The organism is Kaistia sp. MMO-174 (genome assembly GCF_037147815.1).
In the GTDB taxonomy this organism is placed as follows: Bacteria; Pseudomonadota; Alphaproteobacteria; order Rhizobiales; family Kaistiaceae; genus Kaistia; species Kaistia nematophila.
The window spans coordinates 683,455-708,691 of sequence record NZ_JBBCUO010000001.1 but is presented as its reverse complement, the minus strand read 5'-3'; the positions used below and the strand labels follow the sequence as shown (position 1 = coordinate 708,691).

Below are 25,237 nucleotides of genomic sequence, written 5' to 3'. Positions count from 1 at the left end.
GGAAGCACCGGCCCGCTCAGGTGTGAGGCGCTCGATTGCCTTGCAAGATCGCGGCAACGAAGGGCGCCACCGCCGCCAGCACGGCCTGCGGCTGCTCGCGGTGCGGCGAGTGTCCACAGCCAGGCAGGATCCGCCGCTCCGCCGGCCCATGGACGCGCTCGACGATCTCGTCGACCTGGCGCAGGCTGCCATGCTCGTCCGCGTCGCCCTGCACGACCAGAACCGGGCATTCGATCGCCGCGAGCCTTTCGAGCATCGTCCAGTCGTCGCGCCCCGGCGCCTGCCAGAAGTCGGCCCAGCGATGGAACATCCGATCGAGATGGCGCGGATGGTGCCTGGCGAGCTTACGGGCGAGATCACCGGTCTCGAATTCCGCGCGCAGCGCCTCGATGCCGCCGGTCTCGGCCACCTCGGAGAAGACATGGGCGGCCTCGCTGACGAGGCCCGCCAGTGCGGCGGGACGCTCCGACGCGTAGAGCAGCGCGATGGTGCCGCCGTCGCTATGGCCGTAGAGGATCGGCTGCTCGACGCCGAGCGCGTCGAGCAGCGCCGGCAGCCGCTCCCATGCCTCCCGCTCCAGGAAATCGCCGCGCTCGTCATCGGGAAAATCCGAGCGGCCATAGCCAAGCCGGTCATAGGCGGTGACGCGGCAAGCCGTCGCCGCGCCGAGCGCCTCGGGGAACGAGCCCCATTGCGTGATCGAGCCAAGCCCCTGGTGCAGCAGCACGATCTCGCCACGCGCCGTCCCGTCCGATGGCGTCCAGCGAGCAACCTGGACCATGCCCTCCGGCAGGCGGACCGCCAGCGTCTCCATTTCCACCGTCATGACAGACCGCTCAGGCAGCGGCCGCGCGCGTGCGGCGCTTGCGGGCGACGGGGCCGGCGACCGGCCCGGTCGACCCACGCACCACCAGGGCCGCCTCCAGCGGCGCGATCGGGGCGATCGTCGCCGCCGGGCCGCCCTCGATGATGCCGATCAACCGGTCGGCGGCGATGGCGCCGATCTCGGCGGCAGGAACCTTGACGGTCGTCAGCGGCGGGTCGGTCTCGGCGGCGATCTCGACGTCGTCGAAGCCGGTGATCGAGACATCCTCGGGCACCCGAATTCCCTCGCGCCGCGCTTCTGCGACCGCACCGACCGCCATCGCATCGGTGGTGCACAGGAAGGCGGTGACGCCGGGATGGGCGGCCCGCAGGCGGCGGAACGCCTCGCGACCGGCGGCGATGCTCGGCAGCGGCGCCTCGAAGATGCGATCCGGCGGCAGGCGGATGCCCTCCTCCGCGATGGCGTCGAGAAGGCCGTCGAGCCGCGCCTGCGAGCGATCGTTCGGCAGGCCGGTATTGGCGATGACGGCGAATTCGCGATGCCCGAGCTCGAGCAGGTAGCGCGCCATGCGATGGGTCGCCTGGCGATTGTCGATGCCGATCGCCGGAATTCCCTGCCGCGAGGCGCAGACATAGGTGGTGACCAGCGGCGTGCGGTGATGACGGATCAGCGGCAGCGAATCCGGAGCGAAGGTATCGCCGACGAGGACCAGGCCATCGACGCCATATTCCAGCATGCCGCGGATCTGGCGGAACTCGCGCGCCGGGTCATATTGCGAATGCGACAGGATCAACGTGTAGCCGCGCGCGCCAAGCCGCGCCTCCAGCGCCTCGACGCCATCGGCGAAGATGGCGTTGCCGAGCGTCGGCACCACGGCGCCGACCGTATGGGTGCGGCCGGAGCTCAGGGCCTTCGCCATGCGATCGGGCGTATAGTCGAGCATCTCGACGGCATGCAGCACGCGCTCGCGGATCTCGGGGCGCACGATCTCGGGCTGGTTGATCGCCCGCGACGCAGTCGCCAGCGAAACCTTGGCGAGCCGCGCCACATGCTCCAGCTTGGCGCGCGCCGGGGCCGGCGAGGCGTCGGCCTGCGCCTTGCGCTGCGAGGGCGGTTTCTTGTCCGTCTTATCCATGCCGGGACTCTGGATCAGAAGCCCGGACGCCGCAAGACGGCCGGCCTGAATTGCCACGGGATGCGCAGAACGTCGCCGCGCCGCCGGGGCTGCAGCGCCCCGGCCAACGATATGCCGCAACGACCGTCCTCAGGCAGTCGCGGCCGAGCGGGTCAGGCGGCTCTGCAGGATGACGACCACCAGCAGGAACGCGCCGCGCAGCACGGACTGCCAATAGGCGCTGAGGCTGATCCAGCCCATGCCGTTCTCGAAGTTGAGCACGGTGAACAGGATGCCGAGCAGAAGCGTGCCGACCAGCGTGGCGCCGACCGAACCCTTGCCGCCGGTAAGAAGCGTGCCGCCCACCACGACCGAGGCGATCGCGAAGAGTTCCCAGCCCACGCCCTCGATCGGCTGTCCGGCGCCGAACTGCGCCGCCAGGATCACGCCCGCCATGCCGGCGAGAAAACCGGACAAGACATAGACCAGGAAGATCGTCCGGTCGGTGGGCAAGCCCATCAGCCGCGAGGCCTCCTCGCCGCCGCCGACCGCCAGCACATGGCGTCCGAACGGGGTGCGGTTGAGGATCAGCGAGCCAAGGAGATAGGCGAAGAGCGCGATCCAGGCAGGGATCGGGAAGCCGAAGAAGATACGGATCAATCCGCCGAGCAGGCCCGCATCGTCGCCCGTCACCCATTCGGGGGCGTAGGCGAGAAAATCGCCCTGTCCGAGCGCCATGAAATTGGTGTCGTAGGAGGCCGGCACGGATTGCTGGTTCGACAGCAGCAACGCGACGCCGGAGGCGGCGAGCATCGTCGCCAGCGTGGCGATGAACGGCAGGATCTTCATCTTCGAGATGATGAAGCCGTTGATGATGCCTGCGGCAAGGCCTGCGGCGAGGCCGCCCAGCAGACCCGGCAGCAGGCCATAGGGGCTGAGATAGGCCGAAACCACGCTCGACAGCGCCGCGACCGAGCCGACCGACAGGTCGATGCCGCCGGTCATGATCACGAAGCACATGCCGAGGCCGACCAGCGCGAACATCGAATTGTAGCGCAGGACGGTGAGCACGTTGTACTCGCTGATAAAGCCGTCATAGCGCCAGGCGCCGAAGGCGATGATCAGGACGAGAGCGAGAAGGGCGCCGAAGCCGGCAGAGGCGTGAAGACGGGGCATTAGGCGCGATCCTGCCTTTGCAGCCAGACGGCGAGAACGATCAGCCCGGCCTTGACGACCAGCGCCGCCGCATCGGGCACGCCATTGGCGAGAAGGGTGTAGCGAACGAGCTGGATGATCAGCGCGCCGAGCAGCGTGCCGATGATCGTCGCCCGGCCGCCGCTCAGCAGCGTGCCGCCGACCGCGACCGCCGCGATCACGTCCAGCTCGATGCCCATGCCGATCAGGTTGGCGTCGGCGGCCGAGTTCATCGCGATGACGATGAGGCCGGCAATGCCGCTGCAGACGCCGGAGATGACATAGACGAGGCGCTTGACGTGGCGAACCGGGATGCCGGCGAGCCAGGCCGCCTGCTCGTTGCCGCCGACCGCCAGCACCTGGCGCCCGAACACCGTCCGCTGCAGCGCCCAGGCCGAAAGCAGCACGAGCGCCAGCATGATCCAGACCTGGAACGGCACACCGAACACACGGCCAATGGCGATCTGCTGGAATTCAGGAACCTTGAAGACCTGCAGGTCGCCATTGGTCCAGACCTGCGCGATACCGCGACCGGCGATGAAGAGGATCAGCGTCGCGATGATCGGCTGCACGCGGACATTCGCAACCAGCCAGCCGTTGAACAGGCCGAAGCAGCCGGCGAGGATCACCGGCAGGATGATGCCGAGCGCGATGCCGACGTAGAGATTGGGCACCGGGAACAGCATGCCCTGGAAGATCTGCGGTGCGAACGCCCCGGCGATCGCCATGATCGAACCGACCGAGAGGTCGATGCCGCCGGTGGCGATGACCATCGTCATACCGACGCCGACGATGACGATGACGCAGACCTGCGTCAGGTTCACCGACAGCGTCTGCATGGTGGCGAAGTGCGGCGTGAACAGGAAATTGAAGACGAGCAGCGCGATCAGCGCCGCGATCGTGCCGACATGCCGGCGCGAGAGAATCGAGGCGAGCCCCGCGCGCCGCGGAGTGCCGACGCTTCCCGGCACCGGCGCCGGTGCGTTTTCGAGGGCGGAACTCATACGGCGTCTCCATGTCCGTGGGCCATTGCCCCCATCACGGCGGGCTCGGTGATCGCCTCGCCGTCGAGCTCGACGGTGGTGCGGCCATCACGCAGGACGAAGACGCGATCGGCGCCCTCGACGATTTCTTCGATTTCGGACGAAATCATCAGCACGCCCAGCCCGTCATCCGCGAGCTTGCGGATCAAACGCTGGATCTCGGCCTTGGCGCCGACGTCGATGCCGCGCGTCGGTTCATCCAGGATCAGGAGCTTCGGGTTCATGCAGAGCCAGCGCGCCAGCAGCACCTTCTGCTGGTTGCCGCCCGAGAGTTCGCGGATCTTCTGCTCGGGGCTCGAGCACTTGATGCCGATCTCCTTGATGAAGCGCAGCACGATTTCGCGCTGGCGCGCCTCGTCGACGATGCCGGCGCGGGCGAGCGCCGGCAGCAGGGCCAGCGTCAGGTTCTCGCGCACCGACATGCCGGGGATGATGCCCTCGTGCTTGCGGTCCTCGGAACAGAAGCCGATGCCGGCGCGGATGGCGTCCGCCGGCTCGGTGAAATCGGTCTTCTTGCCGAGCAGGCGGATCTCGCCCTTCTCGTGCGGGCTCGCGCCATAGATCGCGCGCGCGGTTTCGGTGCGGCCGGCGCCGAGCAGGCCGGCGAGGCCGACGATCTCGCCGCGGCGAACCGAAAGGCTCGCATCATGCACGCGGCGGCCGACGGCCACATCCTGAACCGAAAGCAGTTCCTCGCCGATCGCGCGCGTCCCCTCGGTGAAGGCCGTCGCGCCGGCGCGGCGCACTTCCGCGAGATCGCGGCCGAGCATGGTGGCGACCAGTTGCAGCTTGGACATGTCCGCCATCGACGAGACCGCCACCGTGCGCCCGTCGCGCATGACGGTGACGCGGTCACAGACGGCGTAGAGCTCGTCCAGCTTGTGACTGACGAAGACGACGGCGACCCGCTTTGCCTTGAGACGGCGAATGGTCTCGAACAGCACGGCAACCTCGGTCTCGTCGAGCGAGGAGGTCGGCTCGTCCATGATCACCAGCCGGGCCTCGAACGAGACGGCCCGGGCGATGGCGACCATCTGCTGGATTGCGGTGGAGAATTCGCCGAGCGGCCGGCGCACGTCCACATCGACGTCGAACTCGGCCAGCAGCTTCCGCGCGCCGTCATGCATCCGCTTGAGGTCGAGCAGGCCGATGCGGTTCTTGAGCTCGCGGCCGAGATAGATGTTCTCGGTCACGGTGCGGAAGGGAATGAGGTTGATTTCCTGGAAGATCGTCGAAATGCCGCCGCGCTGGGCCATCTCCGGCGAGGACGCCGACCAGGGCGCGCCATTGAAGGTGATCGTGCCGGCGTCCTTGCGGCAGAAGCCGTTCAAGACCTTGATCATGGTGGACTTGCCGGCGCCGTTCTGGCCGATCAGGGCCATCACCTCGCCTTCGCGCACTTCCAGCGATGCGCCGGTCAGGGCGGGAACATTGCCGAAGGACTTGTCGATGCCTTGCATCGACAGAAATGGTTCTGCGGTAGCCATGGACGACTGTCTCGTAGCTGACGGCAGCCGCCGCCGATGGCCGGCAGCGACTGTCGCAAGGAATGGTCTGGGCCGGATCGGCGGGCGCCCCAGGGCGCCCGCCTGCAAGGCTCAGTAAGCCTCGGGCAGATAGGCCGCGACGTTGTCCTTGGTGAAGACGCGGTCCTTGTTGACCAGGCGCGGCGCCACGGCCTCGCCCTTGCTGTACTTGACGACGGCATCAAAGGCGGCCGGACCGAAGTTCGGGTTGCATTCGACGACGACGACGACCTTGCCGTCCTGCAGCGCCTGGGCGGCGTCCTTGGTGCCATCGATCGAGGCGATGATCAGGTCCTTGCCCGGAACCTTGCCGGCCGCTTCCATCGCGGCGATGGCGCCCATCGTCATTTCGTCGTTGTGCGAATAAAGCGCCGTCGCCTCGGGATGCGCCTGATACAGCGTCTCGAAGACCTGGCGCCCCTTGTCGCGGGCGAAGTCGCCGGACTGCGAGGCGATCACTTCCATGCCCGGATGGTCCTTGATGTAGTCTGCGAAGCCCTTGGCGCGGTCGTTGGCGGGCGACGAACCGACGGTTCCGACCAGCTCGATGATCTTGGCCTTGCCGTCGACGGCCTTGACCAGCGCCTCGGCGGCCAGGCGGCCTTCCTCGACGAAGTCCGAGCCAATGAAGGCGACGTAGTCTTCGCCGCCCTTGGCGAGGCTCGGATCGACGCCACGGTCGATCAGGAACAGCGGAATGCCGGCCTTCTTGGCTTCCATGACGGCCGGAATCAGCGGGCGCTCTTCACGCGGGGCGAGCAGGATGACATCGACCTTCTGGGCGATCATCGAGCGCACGTCGGCGACCTGCTTGGCAGCCGAGCCGGCGGCGTCGGTGTAGACCAGCTGCCAGCCGCGCTTCTTGGCCTCGTCCTGCATGCTCTTGGTCTGCTGCAGGCGCCAGGGGTTGTTGCTCTCGGTCTGGGCGAAGCCGATCTTGTAGGTGTCCTTCGCCTTCAGCTTCGGCATATTCGCGTAGGCGGGGCGCAGACCGAAGGCTCCAATGGCGGCTCCACCGGCGGCGATCTGCAGCAACGAACGACGATTGATCATTTCAGTTCCTCCCTCGGACCGGTTTGCGCGGGGTCCGATCTCCGCATCCTCTGACGGAAGCCCCTCTCCCAAAGGGCTCCCCATTCCCCACTTCAGGCCACGCTTTCCGCGTAGTCCGTGCCTTGCCGGAGTATCATGTCCGCGCCCTTCTCGGCGATCATGATCGTCGCGGCATTGGTATTCGCACTTACCATCTTCGGCATGATCGAAGCATCGATCACCCTCAGACCCGCCAACCCGTGGACCTTCAGATTGGTATCGACTACGGCCTTCGAGTCCACCCCCATCTTGCATGTCCCCACGGGATGGTACTGCGTGTGCGCCGAATGACGCACATAGTCATCGATCTGAGCATCTGTCCTGACGTCACGTCCAGGGGAAATTTCGGCCCCGCGATAACTATCAAAGGCTTTCTGGCCCAGGACATCCCGGCAGATCTTGATGCCATCGCGCAGCACGCGCACATCCTCCTCGGAGGCCAGATAGTTCGGATCGATCTCCGGATGCCGGGTAGGATCACTGGAGCGGATCAGCACCGTGCCGACACTCTCCGGACGCTGCACGTTGATGAGCGGCTGGTAGCCATGCAGCTCGTGCAGCTTCCGCCCGTGCTCGCCATACATGATCATGATGAAATGGTACTGGATATCCGGAGCGACCAGCTCCGGCCGAGACTTGACGAAGCCAACGGCCTGAATGCCAGGATGGGCGACCGGACCGCCGCGGGTCAGCGCGTAGCGCACAAGCGACTTGGCGACGTTCAGTGGCTTCAATTCCCGCAGGAGCGAGATCGGCTGGGTGCATTGCTGCTGGATCTCGGTCGCGACATGGTCGGAGAGGTTCTGACCGACGCCCGGGAGCTCATGCACGGCGCGAATCCCGACCGAGCGCAGATGGTCGCCGTCACCGACGCCGGAAAGCTGCAGGAGCTGCGGCGAGTTGATCGCGCCACCGGCCAGGATCACCTCGGCATCGGCGCGCACCACTTCGGTACGGCCGTTGCGGACATACTCGACACCGACCGCGCGACCGCCTTCGATGATGACGCGCGAGGCAAGCGCGCGGGTGATCACCTTGAGGTTGGGCCGCGCCAGTGCTGGCTTCAGATAGCAATAGGCCGTGCTGGCGCGGCGGCCGTTCTTGATGGTGCTGTCGAGAGGGCCGAAGCCCTCCTGGCTCGACGCATTGACGTCGGGATTGCGCGGATAGCCGGCTTGCACGCCCGCTTCCAGCCAGGCCCGCGCCAGCGGATGGAATTCGTGAACACGCGTCGTATGAAGCGGACCGCTACCGCCGTGGAACTCGTCCTCGCCGAGTTCCCAGCTCTCGGCGCGCTTGAAATAGGGCAGCACGTCCGAATAGGACCAGCCGCGATTGCCCATCTGGGCCCAGCCGTCATAATCGGAGGCGTGGCCGCGGATATAGACCATGCCGTTGACCGAGCTCGAACCGCCGAGAACCTTGCCGCGCGGCCAATGAAACGAGCGGCCATGACAATGCTTCTGCGGCACCGTCTGGTAGCCCCAGTCGACCGCGCCCGATATCATGAGCTGGCGGTAGCCGGCCGGCATGTGGATGAACGGATTGCGGTCGCGCCCGCCCGCCTCCAGCAGCACGACGCTGATGGAGGGATCCGCGCTCAGCCGGTTGGCGAGCACGCACCCCGCCGAGCCCGCGCCCACGATCACATAGTCGGTCATAGTCTCTTCCTCCCGATCCTGCCCGCGGTCCTCCCGGCCGGAGCCGCCCGCGGTGCTGGTGCCGAAACGCTCAGGCAGCCTCGCGCTCGGAATCCTCGTTCTTCACCCATTTCAGCAGATGCTCGCCGACGGCGACCAGAATGCCGTTCTGGTTATGCACCTCGACCTGCGAACGGGTCCGGCGGCGCTCCTCGTCGACCTCCTTGATCGTGTAGGTCACGTTCACCGTATCGCCGAAGAAGACCGGAGCCAGGAAGCGCACGCGGTCATAGCCGAGCGACACCGGCGTCGAGTCGATGCCCTGCGACAGGCTGCGCTCGATCATCAGGGTCGACGCGGTGGACATGAAGCCGATGGTCAGCGCGCCATGGGCGATGCGGTGGCCATAGACGGACTTCTTCATGAACTCCTCGTTGACGTGATTGCCCGAGAAGTCGCCCGTGATGCCGGCATAGAGATAGACATCCGCCTCGCTTACCGTCTTGGAAAAGCGGACCGCGTCGCCGATCTCCGCATGCATCGATTTCATCGTCATCGTCTCATCCCCTGCCCGGTTTCCGGGCCGTGCCTATGAAGAATGGAAGGCGACCCGACAGCGGGCCGCGCGGTGGAGCGTGGTTCAGGCCGAGGCGACAGCGCTCCGCGCCGCGCCATCGACGTCGAATTCGCCGCCGACGACCCCGTCGCGAAGCAAGGCGGCGATGGCGGCCTCGTCGTAACCAAGCTCGGCGAGAATATCGGCGGTCTGCGCGCCCAGCTTCTGCGGCGGCAGCCGGACCTCCGGCGCCTGGCCGTCATAGCGGACCGGATGCGCAACCAGGGTCACGGGCGAGCCGGTCGCGCCGGGAACGGTGACGAAATTGCCGTTGTGGAGGACCTGCGGATCCTCGGCGAGGCGGCTGTAGTCATTCACCGACGAATGCCAGATGCCGCGCTCTGCGAAGATCCGGCTCCAGGTCTCGGTAGTGCCCTTCTTCAACGCCCGCGCGATGCTCGCCGCCGCCTCCTCGCGCCGGGCATAGGCCTCGCTGTTCGGGATGCGCTCGGCCTCGGGAATGTCGATCGCCTCGGCGATCGCCTCCATCGTGCCGAGCGAGATAGCGATGAAGCTGTCGCTCGTCGCGTAGATCCCGTAGGGCGCGCCGTAATACCAGCCGGAGATGCGACCGGTCTGGCGTATGTCGTCGTCGCCCGGCCCGTTCATGTAGCAGACCAGCGATTCCATCTGCAGGTCGAGCGCGGCATTGAGCAGGCTGACATCGACGCGGCCACCCTCGCCCGAGCGCTCGCGCCGCAGGAGGGCTGCGAGAATTCCGGCGGCGAACAACGCTGCGCCATGGTGGTCGACCACCGAGACGCCGACGCCGCGCGGCCCGTCCTCCTGGGTGCCCGTGATCGCGGCAAGGCCGGACATCGCCTGCACGATCAGGTCCTGGCCCGGCCGCGCCGCATAGGGACCATCCGGACCGAAGCCGGATGCGGCAGCATAAATGATGCGCGGATTGACCTTGCGGATGTCCTCAAAGCCGAGGCCGAGCTTGTTCATCACGCCGGGACGATAGTTCTCCGCCACGACATCGGCACCCTCCACCAGCTTGCGGGCGATCGCCAGGCCCGCAGGGCTCTTGAGATCGAGGGCAAGGCTGCGCTTGTTCCGGTTGCCGGTCAGTTGCAGCATGGTCTGACCATCGAGGAAGCGGTTCGCGCCGCCCCATTTGCGCTGGAACGCGCCTTCGACCGGCTCGATCGCGATGACGTCGGCGCCGAGGTCCGCAAGGAACTGGATGCCGACCGGACCCATCAGGAAATGATTGAAGCTGACGATCCGAATACCCTCGAGATGACGCACTGTTCCTCCGCACGAAACCGGTTTCTGAAAGCGATTTCATAAACGCATAACGCAAGTTTTCGGCCTTGGCAATGGGGCCGGGCAAGGCCCTGCCAGAGAGCCCGATCGTGACCCCGGCCGCCCGGAAAATCAACCGAAACCTTATATATCAGCGCGACATGCCGACGACCGATACGCCACAACAACCGTGATTGGGCGTTGCATCCCCCGAGAAAAGTCGATAGCATCGCCTTAATGAAAGCGGTTTCATTTGATAGTCGGCGACGCGGTAGGGACAGGCGCCGCGCGAGAAGTCGAGACCGCCCCAAGCGACGCCCGCGTGGATGAAAGCCGGCCGCAGTGCCGCCGCGCCACAGAGCGGGCCCACCGGCGCACGCCCGGATTGAGGCCAGGGAGGATAGACGCGTGACGGATTTCTACCTGAAGGTCGACGACGCCGTGACGCTCGAGCGCGAGGTCAGCGAGGCGGTCGTGAACGCCTTCGCCGAGGTCAGCGGCGATCATTCGCCCAACCATGTCGACGAAACCGCCATGTCGGGAACGGCCTATGAGGGGCGCATCGCGCACGGCGCGCTGATCATCGCCTTCATGTCGACCTGCTCGACCCAGATCGTCGAGCGCGTGCCGAATGTCCGGGCGACGGAGACGCCCGTCTCGCTGGGCTACGACCGGATCCGCTTCCTGAAGCCCGTCTATATCGGCGACACGGTGCGCCTGCGCTACGCCGTCCGGGAGGTCGACGCCGAGCGCCGCCGCGCGCGATCCGAAATCATCGTGACCAACCAGAACGGCGACACGGTCTGCGTCGGCGAACACATCCTGAAATGGGTGAGCTGACGACGCGGAAAGCAGCCGGGGCCGGACCGGGAGGGGCCGGACCCGAAGACGAGAAAATCGGGAGGACAGCCATGTATGATTTCATCGTCGTCGGCGGCGGATCCGCCGGGTCCGCGCTTGCGACCCGCCTGTCCGAGGATCCGGACGCCAAGGTGCTGCTGCTGGAGGCGGGACCGCGCGACTGGAACCCCTATATCCACATGCCGGTCGGCTTCTACAAGACGACCAAGGGTTCGCTCACCTGGCGCTACGAACTGGCGCCGCAGCAGCACCAGGGCGGGATCACACCGCTCTATCCGCAGGCGCGCGTACTCGGCGGCGGCTCCTCGATCAACGCGCAGGTCTATATCCGGGGCAATGCCGAGGACTATGACACCTGGGAGGAAATGGGCTGCCTCGGCTGGGCCTATCGCGACGTGCTGCCCTACTTCCGGCGCGCCGAGAGCAACGAGAAGTACTCTGCCCCCTATCATGGCATCGACGGCCCGCTGAGCGTGGTCGACCAGCGCCATCCGCACAAGCTGAGCAAGGCCTTCGTCCAAGCCTGCCAGGAATACGGCATCCCCTACAATCCGGACTTCAACGGGGCGACGCAGCCGGGAACCGGCCTCTACCAGACGACGAACCGCGACGGCAGGCGCTGCAGCGCGGCGGTGGCCTATCTGCGCTCGGCGCGCAACCGACCGAACCTGAGCGTCCGGACCGGCGTGCTGGCGAAGCGCATCCTGATCGAGAACAACCGCGCCGTCGGCGTGGAGTTTTTCCAGGGCAACAGCGTGGTGACCGAGCGCGCCGCGCGCGAGGTGATCGTCACGGCAGGGGCAATCGGCTCGCCCAAGCTGCTGATGCTCTCCGGCATCGGTCCCTCGGCCCATCTCGCCAGCCACGGCATCCGCACGCTGGTCGAACTGCCCGGCGTCGGCCAGAACCTGCACGACCATCTCGACGTCTTCATGATGTACAACGTCAAGAACGTCGACAGCTACGACGTCTACAAGAAGGCGAGCCGGAAGATCATGCCGGCGATCCAGTACGCCCTGTTCCGCAACGGCCCGGTCGCCGGCACCATCGTCGAGGGCGGCGCCTTCTGCTGGAGCGACCCGAAGCTGCCGGCGCCGGACCTGCAATATCACTTCCTGCCGGGCACCGGCGTCGAGGAGGTCAACGACACCGACGCCACGGTCACCGGCAATGGCTGCACGCTGAACGGCTATTTCATGCATCCGCGCGCCCGTGGCGCCGTGACGCTGAAGAGCGCCGACCCGCGCGTCTCGCCCTCGATCGATCCGAACTTCCTCGGCGATCCCTATGATCTCGAACGCACGATCGACTGCGTGAAAGTCGGGCAGGAGATCATGACGCAGCCCGCCATGAAGCGCTTCGTCACCGACGAGTTCATGCCGGGCCCGAAGTGCCGCAGCCGCGCCGACTACGAGGCCTATGTCCGCGAGCGGGCGCGCTCCGGCTACCACCCGGTCGGCACATGCAAGATGGGCCAGGACGAGATGGCCGTCGTCGACACCGAATTGCGGGTGCATGGCGTCGATGGCCTGCGCGTCGCCGACGCCTCGATCATGCCGCGCCTCGTCTCGGGCAACACCAACGCCCCCAGCATCATGATCGGCGAGCGCGCCGCCGATTTCATCCGAGGCAACCGCGCCGGGATCGCCTCCCGATCCCCGGCGCTGGAGCGGGCCGGCTAGCCGCCGCCCGCTCCCCTCCCTTCCGCCCATCCGAAGCTCAGCAAGGAACCAACCGATGAACCAAGTTTCGACCACGCGCGACTACGCGCACCACGTCTCCGGCGGCGACCGCGCTCCGGCGGCCATGATCGAGCGTCACTCGCCCGCGACCGGCCGCCTGGTCGCCCGCTTCGCCGAGGGGACCGCCGCGGACGCAGCGGCCGCCATCGCCGAGGCGCGCGAAGCCTTCGACAACGGCCCCTGGCCGCAGATGACGGGCATGGAGCGTGCGGCCGTCGTGCGGCGCTGGGCCGACCTGATCGAGGAGAACCTCGAGCGCCTCGCCCGCATCGAGGTCGACGAGGTCGGCAAGCCGATCCGCCAGGCGCGCGGCGACCTGCGCAACGTCGTCTCGCTCACCCATTTCGCCGCCGGCCTCGCCATGCAGATGCACGGCGAGACCTACACCAATCTCGGCCCGCAGAAGGCAGGCTGGATCCACCGCGAGCCGGTCGGCGTCGTCGGCATGATCATCCCGTGGAACTTCCCGGCGCTGATCTTCGCCCAGAAGGTGCCGTTCGCGCTCGCCGCCGGCTGCACCGTGGTGGTGAAGCCGTCCGAGTTTACTTCCGGCACGGCGCTCGAACTCGCCCGCCTCGGCAAGCTGGCGGGCCTGCCGGACGGCACGCTCTCGGTCGTCACCGGCTATGGCGACCCGGTCGGCGAGACGATCGTCAAGAGCCCGGAGGTCGACTTCGTCTCCTTTACCGGATCGACCGCGGTCGGCCGCCGCATCCTCGCCAACTCGGCCGAAACGCTGAAGCGGGTGTCGCTCGAGCTCGGCGGCAAATCGGCCAATATCGTCTTCGCCGACGCCGACCTGGACGACGCCATCGACGGCTCGCTCTACGGCATCTTCTACAATCAGGGCGAATGCTGCTGCTCGGCGACGCGCCTGCTCGTCGACGAGAAGATCGCCGACGATTTCGTCGAACGCCTCGTCGCCCGCGCCCGCACGCTGAAGCTCGGCGACGTGCATGCCGACGACGCCGATGTCGGCGCGATGATCAGCGACAAGCACTTCGACAAGGTCTGCTCCTATCTCGCCAGGGGCAAGGCCGAGGGCGCGACGCTTCGGCTCGGCGGCGAGGCCGGGGCGCAGGCGGACGGCCTGTTCGTCCAGCCGACCATCTTCGACAACGTCACGCGCGACATGACGATCTTCCGCGAGGAGATCTTCGGGCCGGTGCTATCGATCATCCGCTTCAAGGACCAGGACGAGGCCGTCCGCCTCGCAAACGACACCGCCTATGGTCTCGCCAGCTCGCTCTGGACCAAGAACTTCGACACCGCCCACCAGATCACGCCGAAGCTGCGCAGCGGCTCGGTCTGGATCAACACGACGATCGACGGCGCGCCGCAGATGCCGTTCGGCGGCTACAAGGCGTCGGGCTTCGGCCGCGAAATGGGCCAGGCGGGCTTCGACGAATTCACCAACATCAAGACGGTGTTCGCGCATCTCGGCAAGCGCGAGCCCTACTACCCGTCCAAGGGATGACAACCCCGGGGCCGGCGACCTCCCCCTCCCGATAGCAAGCCGGCCTCAAACTCATGGGCGCTACGATCCTTCGTAGCGCCCCTTTTTTGCCCACCACCGACGGCAACCGGCGCGCCCGGCTCGGGCACGCCGACAGGACAGAGGCTATAGATCGCCGAGCCGGGCGCGGAAGAAGCCGCCCTGGGCGTGACGATCGAGCAGGATGTTGTGCTCGAAGGCGGGATCGCGGTCGGGATGGTCCTCGCGATAGTGGCTACCGCGACTTTCGGGCCGCGCCAGCGCCGCGAGCGCCATCAGTTCGCCAACCTCGATCAGGTTCTTGAGCTCCAGCGCCTGGACCGCATCCGCGGGCGTCTCGATCCGCGCGGAACCGGCGAGTTCGTGCCGCAGTTGCGCGCACTCAACGCGGAACGCCTGCAGGCCCGGCGCGTCGCGCAGGATCAGCAGGTGGCGGTTGGCGGCGTTCTGCAGGCGCTGCCGCAGCGTCGCCAGATCCACCGTAGCGCCAGCGCCGGCCCCGGCCGGCAGCGGATCATGCCCCTCGAGCGGGTCGGCGATGGCGCGGTGATCGATCTCGCGCGCCCGCGCCGCCGCGGCGCGGCCGGCGCGGCGGCCGAACACCTGGCAGGTCACCGACATGTTGCCGCCGAGCCGGTCGGCGCCATGCGGCCCCGCCGCCACCTCGCCTGCCGCGAACAGGCCCTTGATGTTCGACTGGGCGTCGGGATCGATCCGCAACCCGCCATTGATCGCGTGGGCCGAACAGGTGATCTCGACCTTGTCCTTGCGCAGGTCAGTGCCGCGCTCCTTGTACCAGTCATAGGTCAGCGGCCACATCTTGGCGACGCTTCGGCTCTGGTCCGCCAGGATGGAATCAAGGTCGTCGTGGATGAAGTCGAGCAGCAGGCCGCCCTTGTCAGTGCCCCGACCCTCGTTGATCGCCTTCTGGATCGAGATCTCGATGAAGCGGGAGATGTCGCTCGAACTGAACGGGAAGTGGCGCTGCTTTTCGCGGATCACCGCCGCGATGCCGAGCTCCTCGGGCAGGTAGTCCGACAGGAAGGGTCGCCCGTCGCGGTCGGAGAGGTTCGGCCGCGCGTCCCAGAGATAGTTGCCGAACAGATTGACGAAGGGATCGATGATCGAGACGCCGGCCTGCATGAACTCCATGTTGACGAGATGGGCGCCGGCGCGATGCGCCATCGCGTAGCCGTCGCCGGTGATGTCGGACGGATAGAGGTTGGTGCGGAAAAGCTGGCTGGCGCCGCCGGTGGTCAGGATCGTCGCCTTGGCGCGGATGACGACCAGCCTGCCCTCGGCGTCGACCGCAACCGCACCGAGGCATTCGCCGTCGCGCACGATCAGGTCCTTGATCATCAACCTGTCCATGGCGGAGAGGCCGCGCTTCGTCGCCTCTGATCCCAGCGCCTTCACGATCGGCTTGAAGTGATCCTTGATCACATGCGAACGCGGCTTCGACGAGAAGCAGGCCTGGAAGGTCAGGTAGGGTTCGCCCGCCTCGGGGCCGACGCGCTCGAAATGGACGCCATAGCCTTCCAGATAACGCAAGGCATCCTCCGCCTCCTCGGCGAGGATTGCAGACAGGCGCGGGTCCGACATGCCCTGCCCTGCGGTCAGGATGTCGTTCAGGAATACGTCCGGGCTGTCGCCCGCATCGCCGGCGCCGTCCGGCACGTTGAAAGCGCCCACCTCGGCGACGCTATGGAAAGTGGCGCCGCTCCGGCGGAACTCACCCTTGATCACCACCGTGACCTCGGCCCCGCCCTCCTGGGCGTCCAGTGCCGCGCGCAACGCCGCTCCGCCGCTGCCGATGACGAGCACGTCGGTCCTGATTTCCCTCACATCCCTGCGCATTCCGGTCCTTTCCCGCCGGCGCCTGCAACCGGCCGGTCGGTCGTCGAGTGAACGAGCCTGCTGAACCACAAATGAAAGCGGTTTCATAAATGATATAGCCAGTCGCGAGGCGGAGGGCAATCGGCGGATCCCGATCCACGGACCAGCTTCCGAGCAAGGCGCCGGGCCGGGATCGAAAACCCACCACGAACCCACCATCCGGGGAAAACGGAAAGCTTTGTTATCTCATGCGGTCAGGCTTTGCAGTCCGACCGCTCTCTGTGCTTCACTCCGTCGGGGAGCATCCCGCCGCAGGAGGAAACAGACAAGTGAACGACGTCAGCACCAGCCCATATCATACCGCCCTCAAAGAGCTTGAAAGCGTCTTCAGTCGCCTCGACGACGCCAAGGTCGACGCGGTCGTGGACGCCATCGCGAAGGCCAAGAGCACGGTGGTGTTCGGCGGTGGCCGCGAGCGGCTGCAGATCATGGGCTTCGCCATGCGCCTCTACCACATGGGCGTGCCGGTCGCCGTCGAGGGCGACATGACGACGCCGCCGGTCGGCCCCGGAGACGTGTTCCTCGTCACGGTCGGACCGGGCGAAATCTCGACGGCGCTGGCGCTGATCGGTGTCGCGCGCGAGGCCGGCGCAACGGTGATCGTGATCACGGCGCAGCCGAATGGCCGAGCGCCCGCGCTCGCCGACCTGGTGCTGCACCTGCCCGCGCAGACCATGGCCGACGACCAGGGCGCGGCGAAGAGCTCGATCCTGCCGATGGGATCGCTCTATGAAGGCGCGCTTTTCGTCCTGTTCGAGGTCATGGTGCTGAAGCTGCGCGAGCGGGTCTCGATCACACCCGAGGCCATGCGCGCGCGCCATACCAATCTGGAATAGCGCATCTCCGACCAGCGCAGTCGGGATGGGCCATCTGTCAAAGGCAGAGTTGGTCCTCCCGCCAAGACGCCGCCCCGGCGCGAAGAGGCCTCTTCAGGACGCCGGGGTCGGCAGGATTTCAGGGCGGGACGTCGCGGCGTCCCGCAGCGCCGGCACGGAGCGGATAACGAACTTCTCCAGTTCCACCACCAGGAAAAAGAAGACGCCGCCGACCAGCAGCCAGAGCCAGGCATAGATCGGCAAGGCGTCCGTATCGAAGATTGCGTGGAACGGCGGCGCGTAGGTGAAAAGCAGCTGCAGCACGACGACGCCGGCGATGCCGTACCAGAGATAGGGATTGCCGAGATGGGCGCGGACCGACAGGGATGAATCGAGCAGATAGCGGCTGTTGAGCAGATAGAAGATCTGGCCGAGCGTGATGGCGTTGACGGCGACGGTGCGCGCCATCGGGTCCGACGCCCCCTGCGCCTTCATCCAGAAGAAAGCCGCGAGCGTATAGAGCACCAGCGCCGCGCCGACGAAGAGGATGCGCCAGAGGCCGAAGGCGGTGACGATCGGCCGGTCGACGGCCCGCGGCGGCCGCCGCATCACGTCCGCCTCGTGCGGCTCGAACGAGATGACCAGCCCAAGGGCGACGGAGGTCACCATGTTGACCCACAGCACCTGCGGCGCCGTGATCGGGAGCGTGAAGCCGAACAGGATGGCGATCGCGATCACCGCGCCCTGCGCGACATTGGTCGGCAGCAGGAACAGCATCGCTTTCTCGATGTTGTTGTAGACGGTGCGCCCCTCCTTCACCGCCGCCGAGATCGAGGAAAAATTGTCGTCGGCAAGGATCATGCCCGCCGCCTCCTTCGTCACCTCGGTGCCCTTGATGCCCATGGCGACGCCGATATCCGCCTTCTTCAGCGCCGGGGCGTCGTTGACGCCGTCGCCGGTCATGGCGACGATCTGCCCGTTGGCCTGGATCGCCCTGACCAGGCGCAGCTTGTGCTCCGGGCTGGCGCGGGCGAAGACGTCGACGTCGCGCACGCATTCCTGCAGCGCGGCATCGTTCATCGCCTCGATCTCGGTGCCCGCAACGGCGGTCTTGCCGTCGCCGATCCCGAGCATCTTGGCGATCGCCGCGGCGGTGATCTTGTGATCGCCGGTGATCATGGTGACGCGAATGCCGCCGCCATGGCACTCGCGCACGGCGTCGACCGCCTCCTTGCGCGGCGGATCCATCAGGCCGACGAGGCCGAGGAGCACCAGGTCGCGGGGCAGATCCGCCGGCCCCAGACCTCCGGCGTTGAGGCCGGGATTCTCTAGCCAGGCGAGGCCCAGCACCCGCTCGCCCTGCGCGGCGAGCCGGTCACCTTGCTGCAGGAAGCGGTCGCGGTCGAGCGGCGCCGGGCCCGTCGCCAGTTGCTGCCGGTCGCAGTGCTCGAGGATCACCTCCGGCGCGCCCTTGACCAGCAGCATCTCGCCTTCGGCCGCGCGGTTCAGCGTCGCCATGAACTTGTGCTCGGATTCGAAGGGAATCGCATCGATGCGCGGCGCGGCCGCCGCCTCCCCGGCCCGGTCGAGGCCGAGCTTGGTGGCGAAGGGATAGAGCGCGCCCTCCGTCGGATCGCCCTCCACCTTCCACTTGCCGTCCTCCTGGAACAGCTCCGCGTCGTTGCACAGCATCGACACGCGCCCCATCAGCGCGAGCACGCCCGGCGCCGTCCCGACGGGCTTGCCATCCGCCTTGACCTCGCCTTCCGGCGCATAGCCATCGCCGGAAACGTCATAGGCCGCCTCCGCCGTCACGACGGAGGTGACCATCATCTCCATCAGCGTCAGCGTGCCGGTCTTGTCCGAGCAGATGCGTGAGACGGAGCCCAGCGTCTCGACCGCCGGAAGGCGACGGATGATGGCGTTTCGCTGGGCCATGCGCTGCACGCCGATCGCCAGCGTGATGGTGATCAGCGCCGGCAATCCCTCCGGGATCATCGACACGGCGATGCCCACCACCGCCTGGAACAGCTCGACGAAGGTCATGTGCCCGAGCCAGTGCCCCCAGGCGAACAGCAACACGCTGATGACGGCGATGGCGACCGTGATGACGTAGCCGAACTTCTTGATCTGGCGCAGCAGCGGCGTCTCCAGCGCGCTGACTTCGGCGAGCATCTGGTTGATGCGGCCGAGTTCCGTCCCACTTCCGGTCGCCACGACGACGCCGGTCGCCCGGCCGGACACCACCATGGTGCCGGAGAACGCCATGTTATGGCGGTCGCCGACGGTCGCCTTGTCCGACACGGGGTCCGTCGACTTGTCGGCGGGCACGGATTCACCCGTCAGCGCCGCTTCCTCGGTGCGGAGGTTCTTGGCGTCGACCAGGCGCAGGTCGGCCGGGATCCTGTCGCCGGATTCCAGCAGCACGACGTCGCCCGGCACCAGTTCCTCGGCCGGGATCAGCCGCGTCTCGCCGCCACGCAGGACGCGGGCCTCAGCGGACAGCATGTTGCGGATGGAATCAAGCGCCTTCTCGGCCCGCCCTTCCTGCAGGAAGCCGAGCAGCGAATTGAGAATGACCACCGCGAAGATGATCGACGCGTCAAGCCACAGGCTCAGCATGAGCTTGACGAAGCCGGCGACGAGCAGGACGTAGATGAGGATGTTGTTGAACTGGGCAAGGAAGCGCATCAGCGGGCTCTTCTTCCTGCCCTGCGGCAAGCGGTTGGGCCCATAGGTCTTCAAGCGCTCGGCCGCCTCGGCCGGGTCGATCCCGCGTGCGGGATCGACCCGCAATTCGCTTTCGACCTGCGCCACCGGCAAGGCATGCCAGGGCGCGCCCTCCGCGCCGGAAACGGTGGCTTCATGCGTGCTCATGCTGCTCCCTCACCGTGTCTTCCAGTTGCGGTTGCGCATCGAGATCCTCCGCCCTGCCGCGGCCGAGCAGATGCGCCGCGGCGCGCCAGGCATGGTTGGCGATCCGGTCGAGCGCTCGCACGGCGTCGATCTGCGCCAGGGCATCGGCGGCGCTCAGCTGCGCCGGCGCGACGGCGGCGAGCGTTTTCGTGCGGTAGTCGCGCTGGTTGGCCTTGAGCTCGCCCGCTGCCGCTTCCGCCTCGGAGAGCGCTGACGCCACCGCCGGCGAAAGGTTCCAGCCGATGGGGCTCGCCTGCTCGCTGATCGCCGATTCCGTGGTGATCGAGTTGGCCACCGTCTCCGCCGCCCGCATCGCCCTTTCGCAAAGCACGGCAGCGTCGTGATCCCTTGCCTCGCCGGCAAGCGGACGGGGAAGCCCGTTGGTCGCCAGCACCTCGACGAGGCGCGAGGTATGATCGAGCGCGTGCAGCGTGCTGGTCATGCGATGGCGTTCGGCCTCGGTTTCCGGCGGCTCCTTCAATTCGGACAGGAAATCCCGCACCTCGCGAAGGGCTGCCGCCGCGCTCCCAATGCCAACTTCCGCGCGGCTACCCGCAAGCGCCGCCGAAACCGAGGCAGCGACCGTCTGCAGCACCTCGGCGACCACCCGCCGCGCGGTCTCGACGGCGACCACCGGACTGGCGAGCGCGCTCGGATCCAGCGCCCGTTCCAGCGCCGTCTCCTTCGAAGGCAGCAGCCGCTCCACGACGCGAGTGAACCATTGCGTCGCCGGCAAAAGCACCGCGACGCCGACCACGTTGTAAACCGTGTGGTAAGCGGCAAGCAGCGTCGTGCCGTCGATCGATGCGGAGAAGCGGCTCATCAGCGCCGCCGTGAAGGGGAAGGCGACGATGGCGATCAGCGCCGCGATCAGCTTGAACAGCACATAGGCGAGCGCCAGGCGCTTGGCGGTCGTGCTGGCGCCGATCGCCGCCAGGGCCGAACTCGTCGCCGTGCCGATGTTCTGGCCGATGATCAGCGCCGCGCCCTGCTCCAGGCTGACGGCACCGGCGAAGAAAGCCGAGATGGTGACGGCGATGGAAGCGGTCGAGGATTGCATCACGGCCGTCATCACCAGACCGATCGCGATCAGCGCCAGCAGGCCGAACGCGCCGGAAGCCCAGCCGACGCCGGGCATGCCGAGCACCGCCGGCAGGTCGGACGGATGCAGGCTCTCGGCCAAGCCGCCCATGCCCTGCTGCAGCGTGGTCAGGCCATAGAGAACGAGGGCGAAGCCCGCGAGCGCGCCGCCGGCCGCCGCCGCCCGGCCGCCGGCCAGCAACTTCGCCAGCGCGCCGATGAAGATCAACGGCAGCGCATAGCTCGACAACGAAACCCGCACGCCGATCAGCGCAACCAGCCAGCCCGTGCCGGTGGTGCCGACATTGGCGCCGAACACCAGGCCAAGCCCCTGCGGAAAGGTCAGAAGTCCGGCGCTGACGAGGCCGATGGTGGTCATCGTCACCGCGCTCGAAGACTGCACCAGCAGGGTGATCATCGCGCCCCAGAACGCCCCGGAAAGCGGCGTCGCCGCCGCCTTGCCGAGGACCGTGCGCAGCGACGAGCCGGCGAGCGCCTTCAGCCCGTCGGTCATCACCGTCATGCCGAGCAGAAAAAGGCCGATCCCCCCGAGTATCGCGATCGCCGTCGACATGCCGCCGCCCTCCTCGTCGCGCGCTATTCGCGCTCCAGCTCTTCCCGCGCTGCTGCGAGGTCCTTCCGCTGCGCGTCCGAGACCGTCGGATATTCAAGGTCGAGCTTTTCGACCGCATCGACGATCGCCGCCGCCACGACGAGGCGCGTGAACCACTTGTTGTCGGCCGGCACGACGAACCAGGGCGCGTTCTTCGAGGCGGTCGCCCGGATCGCCTCGTCATAGGCCTTCATGTAGTCGTCCCAGTAGCGGCGCTCGCGGACGTCACTCGCCGAGAACTTCCAGTTCTTGTCCGGCTTGTCGAGCCGGTCCATGAAGCGCCGCTTCTGCTCGTCATAGGAGAGGTTCAGGTAGAATTTGAGGATGATCACGCCCTGCCGGGTCAGATAGTCCTCGAAGCGGGCGATATCGGCGAGCCGCTCGTCCCAGATGTTCTTGCCGACCAGCTTCGGCGGGAGCTTCTGCGCCTTCAGAAGCTCCTGGTGCGTGCGCACCACGAGCACTTCCTCGTAGTAGGATCGGTTGAAGATACCGATGCGGCCGCGCTGCGGCACCTTCATCGCATAGCGCCAGAGGAAATCGCGCGACAGTTCCTCGGCCGAGGGCTGCTTGAACGAATAGACGTCGCAACCCTGCGGATTGATGCCGGACATGACGTGCTTGATCGTCCCGTCCTTGCCGGCCGCGTCCATGGCCTGGAACACCAGGAGCACCGACCAGGAATCCTGCGCGTAGAGCATGTCCTGCTCCATCGCCAGCCAGTCGGCGCCGCGACGGAGAAGGTCGGCCGCGTCCTTCTTGTCCATCTTCAGCCCCAGCGTATCGCCGGGATCATAATCGGCGAGGCGGAAGTCCTTGCCCTTGGTGACACGGAACGGCTCCGTGTATTGCCTCACGACCTCGATGACTTCCTTGCGAGACATCTCGGTTCCCCTCGCCTTGTGCCAAGGTTCGGCATTTCGGCCGGATTAAACGACCGGCTTCCCGGGCGCGCAGCGTCGCCCGGACACCCCGACGCAAGCCCCTTTCCCCACGACTGTCAAATGGAATGTCGAAGCGACCGGAACCATCCGGCAGCGGCCCGCGCGGCCTCGACATCACAAATCCTGGACACCCGTAGAAGGCGGTGGCGTTGCCTCACCCGGGGGAGGAAAATGGAGGCCTGGCCAGGCGCCACCGGCGCCGGGCCACTCCTGAGGACGGCAACATCTGGGAGAATATCATGAGACATCTCCTTGGTCCGATGATCCTGGGCGGATCGATGATCCTGATCTCCATCGGCCCCGCACTCGCCGCCAACGTCCATACGGTGACCGGCACGACAGGCCAGCCGAACCAGACGATCGGCAGCGCCGAGACCGGAAGCGCAACGCCGGGCAACGCCGCCGGCGCGCCGGGCTCTGCCTTCAATCCGGACGGAACATCGGGAACGCACTACGCGGGAACGCAGCCGCAGAACTCCAACAACCCGAAGAGCGTTTCGCAATACGACGTGGCCGGCTTCCAGCAGTCGCACAACTGACGGAAGCGAACCGAGCCACCGCTCCACGATAACCGGCGCCAGGCGGGACGCCCGGCGTCAGGGCGAGCGCGTCAGGTTTTCGAGAATGCTCTCATAGGTCTCGGCCGTCCCAACGGCAGGGGCCAGATCCGCCTGCGCCTCCGACCGGGCAGCATGACGACGAACGCTGCTCGGGCTGTAGCCGAACTGCTGCGCAACGACTGGCCGAGCGAGCAGATCTCGACCATGCCGGGACGGTTCGCGGCGACGCGCTGGTCGACCGCCGTCCAGCTCTGGCCGAAACGGAGAAAGGTAAGCTGCCAGTGGTCGATCGGGCTGAAGCGGACCTGATCCCGCGACCGCTCATAGCTGAAGGCCGGAGCCGATTGCTCCACCAGCAGGATGCCGCGCAGGTTCCAGATCGTCTGGTGCGCCACGAAGCCATCTTCCGCGCGAACGTCGTCCGGCAATCGGACGCCCAGCACCGGTGACAGATGCGCCCGCCAGGCAGCGAACTGCTGGTCGTCGGGCAGGCTTTCCGTCGAGAAGTACTGCGGAACAAGCGCGGGAGGCTTACCGACATCTTCGCCAAGCGGCGTCAGCTGCAAGCGTGGCGAACGGCGGCGCTCGACAAATTCGGACTTCGGGCGAATACCCCTGGGCTCGCTGAATACCACTACACTACCCCGTCACGTCTGTAGATCAGAGTAATTCCAGACCTTGCTCGTTTCAAGCGCGGCCATCCCATGTCGAAGCCAAGTAAATATGGACAACTTATCAATTTCACTTGAGAAAGCGTCACACCACAAAGTTGTATCAAGAAGTCATATTGCCTTACCAAAGTCCCTTAAGACTCCGGAACCCGACGGCGCGGCACCCGCCAACCACGCCGAAACTGGTCCCGCGATGACGCGGATTTGAGGAAAATTGTCCGGACTTTCCGGCAGGAATGTTAGAGGACAGGCCGTAATACGTCCCTGGATCAAGAGCCTGGAGGCAAATCCCGTGAGACGCAATGAACTGGTTCACAATGCCCGCCGGAAGAGCCTGAAGTGGATGGCGGCCGCCACGATTGGCCTCGCAGCCACGGTCGCGATGTCGGCCGCGGCCGAGGCGAAGGAGCTTCGCAAGAAGAAGGACGACACCCGTTCCGTCTATCTGGTGAAGTACCGCGTCAATGGCGACGTCCGCTACAACAAGGCAGCAAAGGGCACCGTCGTCCAGATTTCCGAGACGGAGTATCTGAACAGCAACTCCCTCGTCTGCACGGCGAGCGGCTTCGGCCAGAGGTCGCGCTGCTTCCGGCGCGACATGTTCTAGGCCGCCAATTCCGGGCGGCCAATTCTGGGCGGCCACGACGACCGGCGGACAGACAAAAACATCCGGAGAGCGTTTCCACGCTTTCCGGATGTCGTCATTTGACGCCGACGGCCGGCAGACCGCCTTGCCTTGTTCAGCGCATAGCCTCGAGACGGGCCATGTTCTTGGCGACATGGTCGCCCGGGACGAGCTTGCGGATCTCGTCGTCCGGCCGGGCGGGATTGTGCTTGAAGACATACCATTCGCCGCCGAGGGCGGGCTTCTGGTAGATCACGCCGTCCTTCTCGCGATGCAGGATGCAGGACGGGTTGTTGCCGTATCCGGTGCGATAGTACCAGACGGCCTGCATGCAGAGCTTGCCGGTATTGGTCGTCTGCCACTTGCCGCGACCATAATACCAGAGCGCGCCGCGCTGGATCCAACCGGAGAAGCGGTGACCGTCGCCGAAATAGCCGGCGCCGTCCTTCCAGCTCCACGTCTTGCCGGTATAGAGCGCGTCCAGCGCTGCGGCGGTCATCGGCGTGGCGGCGGCCGCGAGCTTGGCGGTCGCCGCCGCCGAGGCCGATTGGGGGGCGGCGTCAGCCCCCATCACGAAGAGAGCGGACAAGGCCACGCTCACCACGGACAAACGGATCAGGGACATCTTGATTTCCTTTCGCCAGGGGGCATCCGCGCACACTCGATGACAATTCCGGGGGCGGATGCGCATGCCAACAAGGACTTGGGAGCGGCCCC

The 25,237-nt window shown here is 66.6% G+C and carries 21 protein-coding genes; 6 read left to right on the top strand and 15 right to left on the bottom strand.

Annotation, left to right across the window (positions count from 1 at the left end; translation table 11 throughout):
* Positions 1-16 precede the first annotated feature (16 nt).
* The 9 genes from WFK98_RS03050 to WFK98_RS03010 all read right to left on the bottom strand — a co-directional run bounded on the left by WFK98_RS03050 (position 17) and on the right by WFK98_RS03010 (position 10,305).
* The gene (locus WFK98_RS03050; RefSeq protein WP_336799236.1) at positions 17-826 is read right to left on the bottom strand and encodes an alpha/beta fold hydrolase; all 810 of its coding nucleotides are present in this window, start codon (positions 824-826) and stop codon (positions 17-19) included.
* A 10-nt stretch (positions 827-836) separates the two neighbouring features.
* Positions 837-1,961: a LacI family DNA-binding transcriptional regulator gene (locus tag WFK98_RS03045; protein WP_266339358.1), complete on the bottom strand. Its 1,125-nt coding sequence runs from the start codon at positions 1,959-1,961 to the stop codon at positions 837-839.
* A 129-nt stretch (positions 1,962-2,090) separates the two neighbouring features.
* Positions 2,091-3,116 (bottom strand): ABC transporter permease, encoded by a 1,026-nt coding sequence (locus WFK98_RS03040; protein ID WP_266339357.1) that lies wholly within the window; start codon positions 3,114-3,116, stop codon positions 2,091-2,093.
* Entirely contained in the window at positions 3,116-4,138 is a 1,023-nt protein-coding gene (locus WFK98_RS03035; protein WP_266339356.1) for an ABC transporter permease, read from the bottom strand. The genes WFK98_RS03040 and WFK98_RS03035 overlap by 1 nt, the downstream gene beginning before the upstream one ends.
* Positions 4,135-5,664, bottom strand: a complete 1,530-nt coding sequence (locus WFK98_RS03030; RefSeq protein WP_266339355.1) for a sugar ABC transporter ATP-binding protein — start codon at positions 5,662-5,664, stop codon at positions 4,135-4,137. Before WFK98_RS03030 ends, WFK98_RS03035 begins: the two co-directional genes overlap by 4 nt.
* A 111-nt stretch (positions 5,665-5,775) precedes the next feature.
* Entirely contained in the window at positions 5,776-6,756 is a 981-nt protein-coding gene (locus tag WFK98_RS03025) for an ABC transporter substrate-binding protein (RefSeq protein ID WP_336799235.1), read from the bottom strand.
* 92 nt (positions 6,757-6,848) lie between these two features.
* Positions 6,849-8,456, bottom strand: coding sequence for a choline dehydrogenase (locus tag WFK98_RS03020; protein ID WP_336799234.1), 1,608 nt, complete (start codon positions 8,454-8,456; stop codon positions 6,849-6,851).
* A gap of 70 nt (positions 8,457-8,526) precedes the next feature.
* A complete protein-coding gene (locus tag WFK98_RS03015) occupies positions 8,527-8,991 on the bottom strand; it encodes a MaoC family dehydratase (protein ID WP_266339352.1) in 465 nt (154 codons plus the stop codon).
* Positions 8,992-9,075: 84 nt separating this feature from the next.
* A complete protein-coding gene (locus tag WFK98_RS03010; protein WP_266339351.1) occupies positions 9,076-10,305 on the bottom strand; it encodes a CaiB/BaiF CoA transferase family protein in 1,230 nt (409 codons plus the stop codon).
* 405 nt (positions 10,306-10,710) lie between these two features.
* Between WFK98_RS03010 and WFK98_RS03005 the strand changes: the two genes are divergently transcribed.
* The 3 genes from WFK98_RS03005 (at position 10,711) to WFK98_RS02995 (ending at position 14,382) form a co-directional block, all read left to right on the top strand.
* Positions 10,711-11,142 carry a MaoC/PaaZ C-terminal domain-containing protein gene (locus WFK98_RS03005; protein WP_336799233.1) on the top strand — a complete coding sequence of 144 codons (432 nt, stop codon included), beginning with the start codon at positions 10,711-10,713 and terminating at the stop codon, positions 11,140-11,142.
* Between the two features lie 71 nt (positions 11,143-11,213).
* A complete protein-coding gene (locus WFK98_RS03000; RefSeq protein ID WP_336799232.1) occupies positions 11,214-12,845 on the top strand; it encodes a GMC family oxidoreductase in 1,632 nt (543 codons plus the stop codon).
* Between the two features lie 55 nt (positions 12,846-12,900).
* Complete coding sequence (locus WFK98_RS02995; RefSeq protein WP_336799231.1) at positions 12,901-14,382, top strand: aldehyde dehydrogenase family protein; 1,482 nt, start codon at positions 12,901-12,903, stop codon at positions 14,380-14,382.
* A gap of 144 nt (positions 14,383-14,526) precedes the next feature.
* Here WFK98_RS02995 and WFK98_RS02990 read toward each other — a convergent pair whose 3' ends face one another.
* Positions 14,527-16,257 carry an FAD-binding protein gene (locus WFK98_RS02990; protein WP_336799230.1) on the bottom strand — a complete coding sequence of 577 codons (1,731 nt, stop codon included), beginning with the start codon at positions 16,255-16,257 and terminating at the stop codon, positions 14,527-14,529.
* A gap of 308 nt (positions 16,258-16,565) precedes the next feature.
* Between WFK98_RS02990 and WFK98_RS02985 the strand changes: the two genes are divergently transcribed.
* Positions 16,566-17,132 carry an SIS domain-containing protein gene (locus tag WFK98_RS02985; protein WP_336799229.1) on the top strand — a complete coding sequence of 189 codons (567 nt, stop codon included), beginning with the start codon at positions 16,566-16,568 and terminating at the stop codon, positions 17,130-17,132.
* Between the two features lie 93 nt (positions 17,133-17,225).
* On the opposite strand, the gene WFK98_RS02980 is transcribed toward WFK98_RS02985, so the two are convergent.
* The 3 genes from WFK98_RS02980 to WFK98_RS02970 are packed head-to-tail and all read right to left on the bottom strand — an operon-like array spanning position 17,226 to position 22,604.
* Positions 17,226-19,988, bottom strand: a complete 2,763-nt coding sequence (locus WFK98_RS02980; protein ID WP_336799228.1) for a cation-transporting P-type ATPase — start codon at positions 19,986-19,988, stop codon at positions 17,226-17,228.
* Positions 19,975-21,681, bottom strand: coding sequence for a Na/Pi cotransporter family protein (locus tag WFK98_RS02975; protein WP_336799227.1), 1,707 nt, complete (start codon positions 21,679-21,681; stop codon positions 19,975-19,977). The genes WFK98_RS02980 and WFK98_RS02975 overlap by 14 nt, the downstream gene beginning before the upstream one ends.
* Before the next feature lie 23 nt (positions 21,682-21,704).
* Positions 21,705-22,604, bottom strand: coding sequence for a polyphosphate kinase 2 family protein (locus tag WFK98_RS02970; RefSeq protein WP_336799226.1), 900 nt, complete (start codon positions 22,602-22,604; stop codon positions 21,705-21,707).
* Between the two features lie 299 nt (positions 22,605-22,903).
* Here WFK98_RS02970 and WFK98_RS02965 point away from each other — a divergent pair, with 299 nt between their 5' ends.
* The gene (locus WFK98_RS02965) at positions 22,904-23,203 is read left to right on the top strand and encodes an adenylate cyclase (RefSeq protein WP_336799225.1); all 300 of its coding nucleotides are present in this window, start codon (positions 22,904-22,906) and stop codon (positions 23,201-23,203) included.
* 71 nt (positions 23,204-23,274) lie between these two features.
* On the opposite strand, the gene WFK98_RS02960 is transcribed toward WFK98_RS02965, so the two are convergent.
* A complete protein-coding gene (locus WFK98_RS02960; protein ID WP_336799224.1) occupies positions 23,275-23,859 on the bottom strand; it encodes a hypothetical protein in 585 nt (194 codons plus the stop codon).
* 379 nt (positions 23,860-24,238) lie between these two features.
* Here WFK98_RS02960 and WFK98_RS02955 point away from each other — a divergent pair, with 379 nt between their 5' ends.
* Positions 24,239-24,502 carry a hypothetical protein gene (locus WFK98_RS02955; RefSeq protein WP_336799594.1) on the top strand — a complete coding sequence of 88 codons (264 nt, stop codon included), beginning with the start codon at positions 24,239-24,241 and terminating at the stop codon, positions 24,500-24,502.
* A 133-nt stretch (positions 24,503-24,635) separates the two neighbouring features.
* Here the strand turns inward: WFK98_RS02955 and WFK98_RS02950 are convergent, their stop codons facing one another.
* Positions 24,636-25,145, bottom strand: coding sequence for a DUF995 domain-containing protein (locus WFK98_RS02950; protein ID WP_266339340.1), 510 nt, complete (start codon positions 25,143-25,145; stop codon positions 24,636-24,638).
* Positions 25,146-25,237 lie beyond the last annotated feature (92 nt).

What these genes read in the sequence shown, in the direction of transcription:
- WFK98_RS02970 (WP_336799226.1), bottom strand. Translation starts at nt 22,604, where the DNA reads ATGTCTCGCAAGGAAGTCATCGAGGTCGTGAGGCAATACACGGAGCCG.
- WFK98_RS02990 (WP_336799230.1), bottom strand. Translation starts at nt 16,257, where the DNA reads ATGCGCAGGGATGTGAGGGAAATCAGGACCGACGTGCTCGTCATCGGC.
- WFK98_RS02995 (WP_336799231.1), top strand. Translation starts at nt 12,901, where the DNA reads ATGAACCAAGTTTCGACCACGCGCGACTACGCGCACCACGTCTCCGGC.
- WFK98_RS02955 (WP_336799594.1), top strand. Translation starts at nt 24,239, where the DNA reads ATGGCGGCCGCCACGATTGGCCTCGCAGCCACGGTCGCGATGTCGGCC.
- WFK98_RS03000 (WP_336799232.1), top strand. Translation starts at nt 11,214, where the DNA reads ATGTATGATTTCATCGTCGTCGGCGGCGGATCCGCCGGGTCCGCGCTT.
- WFK98_RS02965 (WP_336799225.1), top strand. Translation starts at nt 22,904, where the DNA reads ATGAGACATCTCCTTGGTCCGATGATCCTGGGCGGATCGATGATCCTG.
- WFK98_RS03030 (WP_266339355.1), bottom strand. Translation starts at nt 5,664, where the DNA reads ATGGCTACCGCAGAACCATTTCTGTCGATGCAAGGCATCGACAAGTCC.
- WFK98_RS03045 (WP_266339358.1), bottom strand. Translation starts at nt 1,961, where the DNA reads ATGGATAAGACGGACAAGAAACCGCCCTCGCAGCGCAAGGCGCAGGCC.
- WFK98_RS03035 (WP_266339356.1), bottom strand. Translation starts at nt 4,138, where the DNA reads ATGAGTTCCGCCCTCGAAAACGCACCGGCGCCGGTGCCGGGAAGCGTC.
- WFK98_RS02975 (WP_336799227.1), bottom strand. Translation starts at nt 21,681, where the DNA reads ATGTCGACGGCGATCGCGATACTCGGGGGGATCGGCCTTTTTCTGCTC.
- WFK98_RS02950 (WP_266339340.1), bottom strand. Translation starts at nt 25,145, where the DNA reads ATGTCCCTGATCCGTTTGTCCGTGGTGAGCGTGGCCTTGTCCGCTCTC.
- WFK98_RS02980 (WP_336799228.1), bottom strand. Translation starts at nt 19,988, where the DNA reads ATGAGCACGCATGAAGCCACCGTTTCCGGCGCGGAGGGCGCGCCCTGG.
- WFK98_RS03015 (WP_266339352.1), bottom strand. Translation starts at nt 8,991, where the DNA reads ATGACGATGAAATCGATGCATGCGGAGATCGGCGACGCGGTCCGCTTT.
- WFK98_RS03025 (WP_336799235.1), bottom strand. Translation starts at nt 6,756, where the DNA reads ATGATCAATCGTCGTTCGTTGCTGCAGATCGCCGCCGGTGGAGCCGCC.
- WFK98_RS03040 (WP_266339357.1), bottom strand. Translation starts at nt 3,116, where the DNA reads ATGCCCCGTCTTCACGCCTCTGCCGGCTTCGGCGCCCTTCTCGCTCTC.
- WFK98_RS03050 (WP_336799236.1), bottom strand. Translation starts at nt 826, where the DNA reads ATGACGGTGGAAATGGAGACGCTGGCGGTCCGCCTGCCGGAGGGCATG.
- WFK98_RS03020 (WP_336799234.1), bottom strand. Translation starts at nt 8,456, where the DNA reads ATGACCGACTATGTGATCGTGGGCGCGGGCTCGGCGGGGTGCGTGCTC.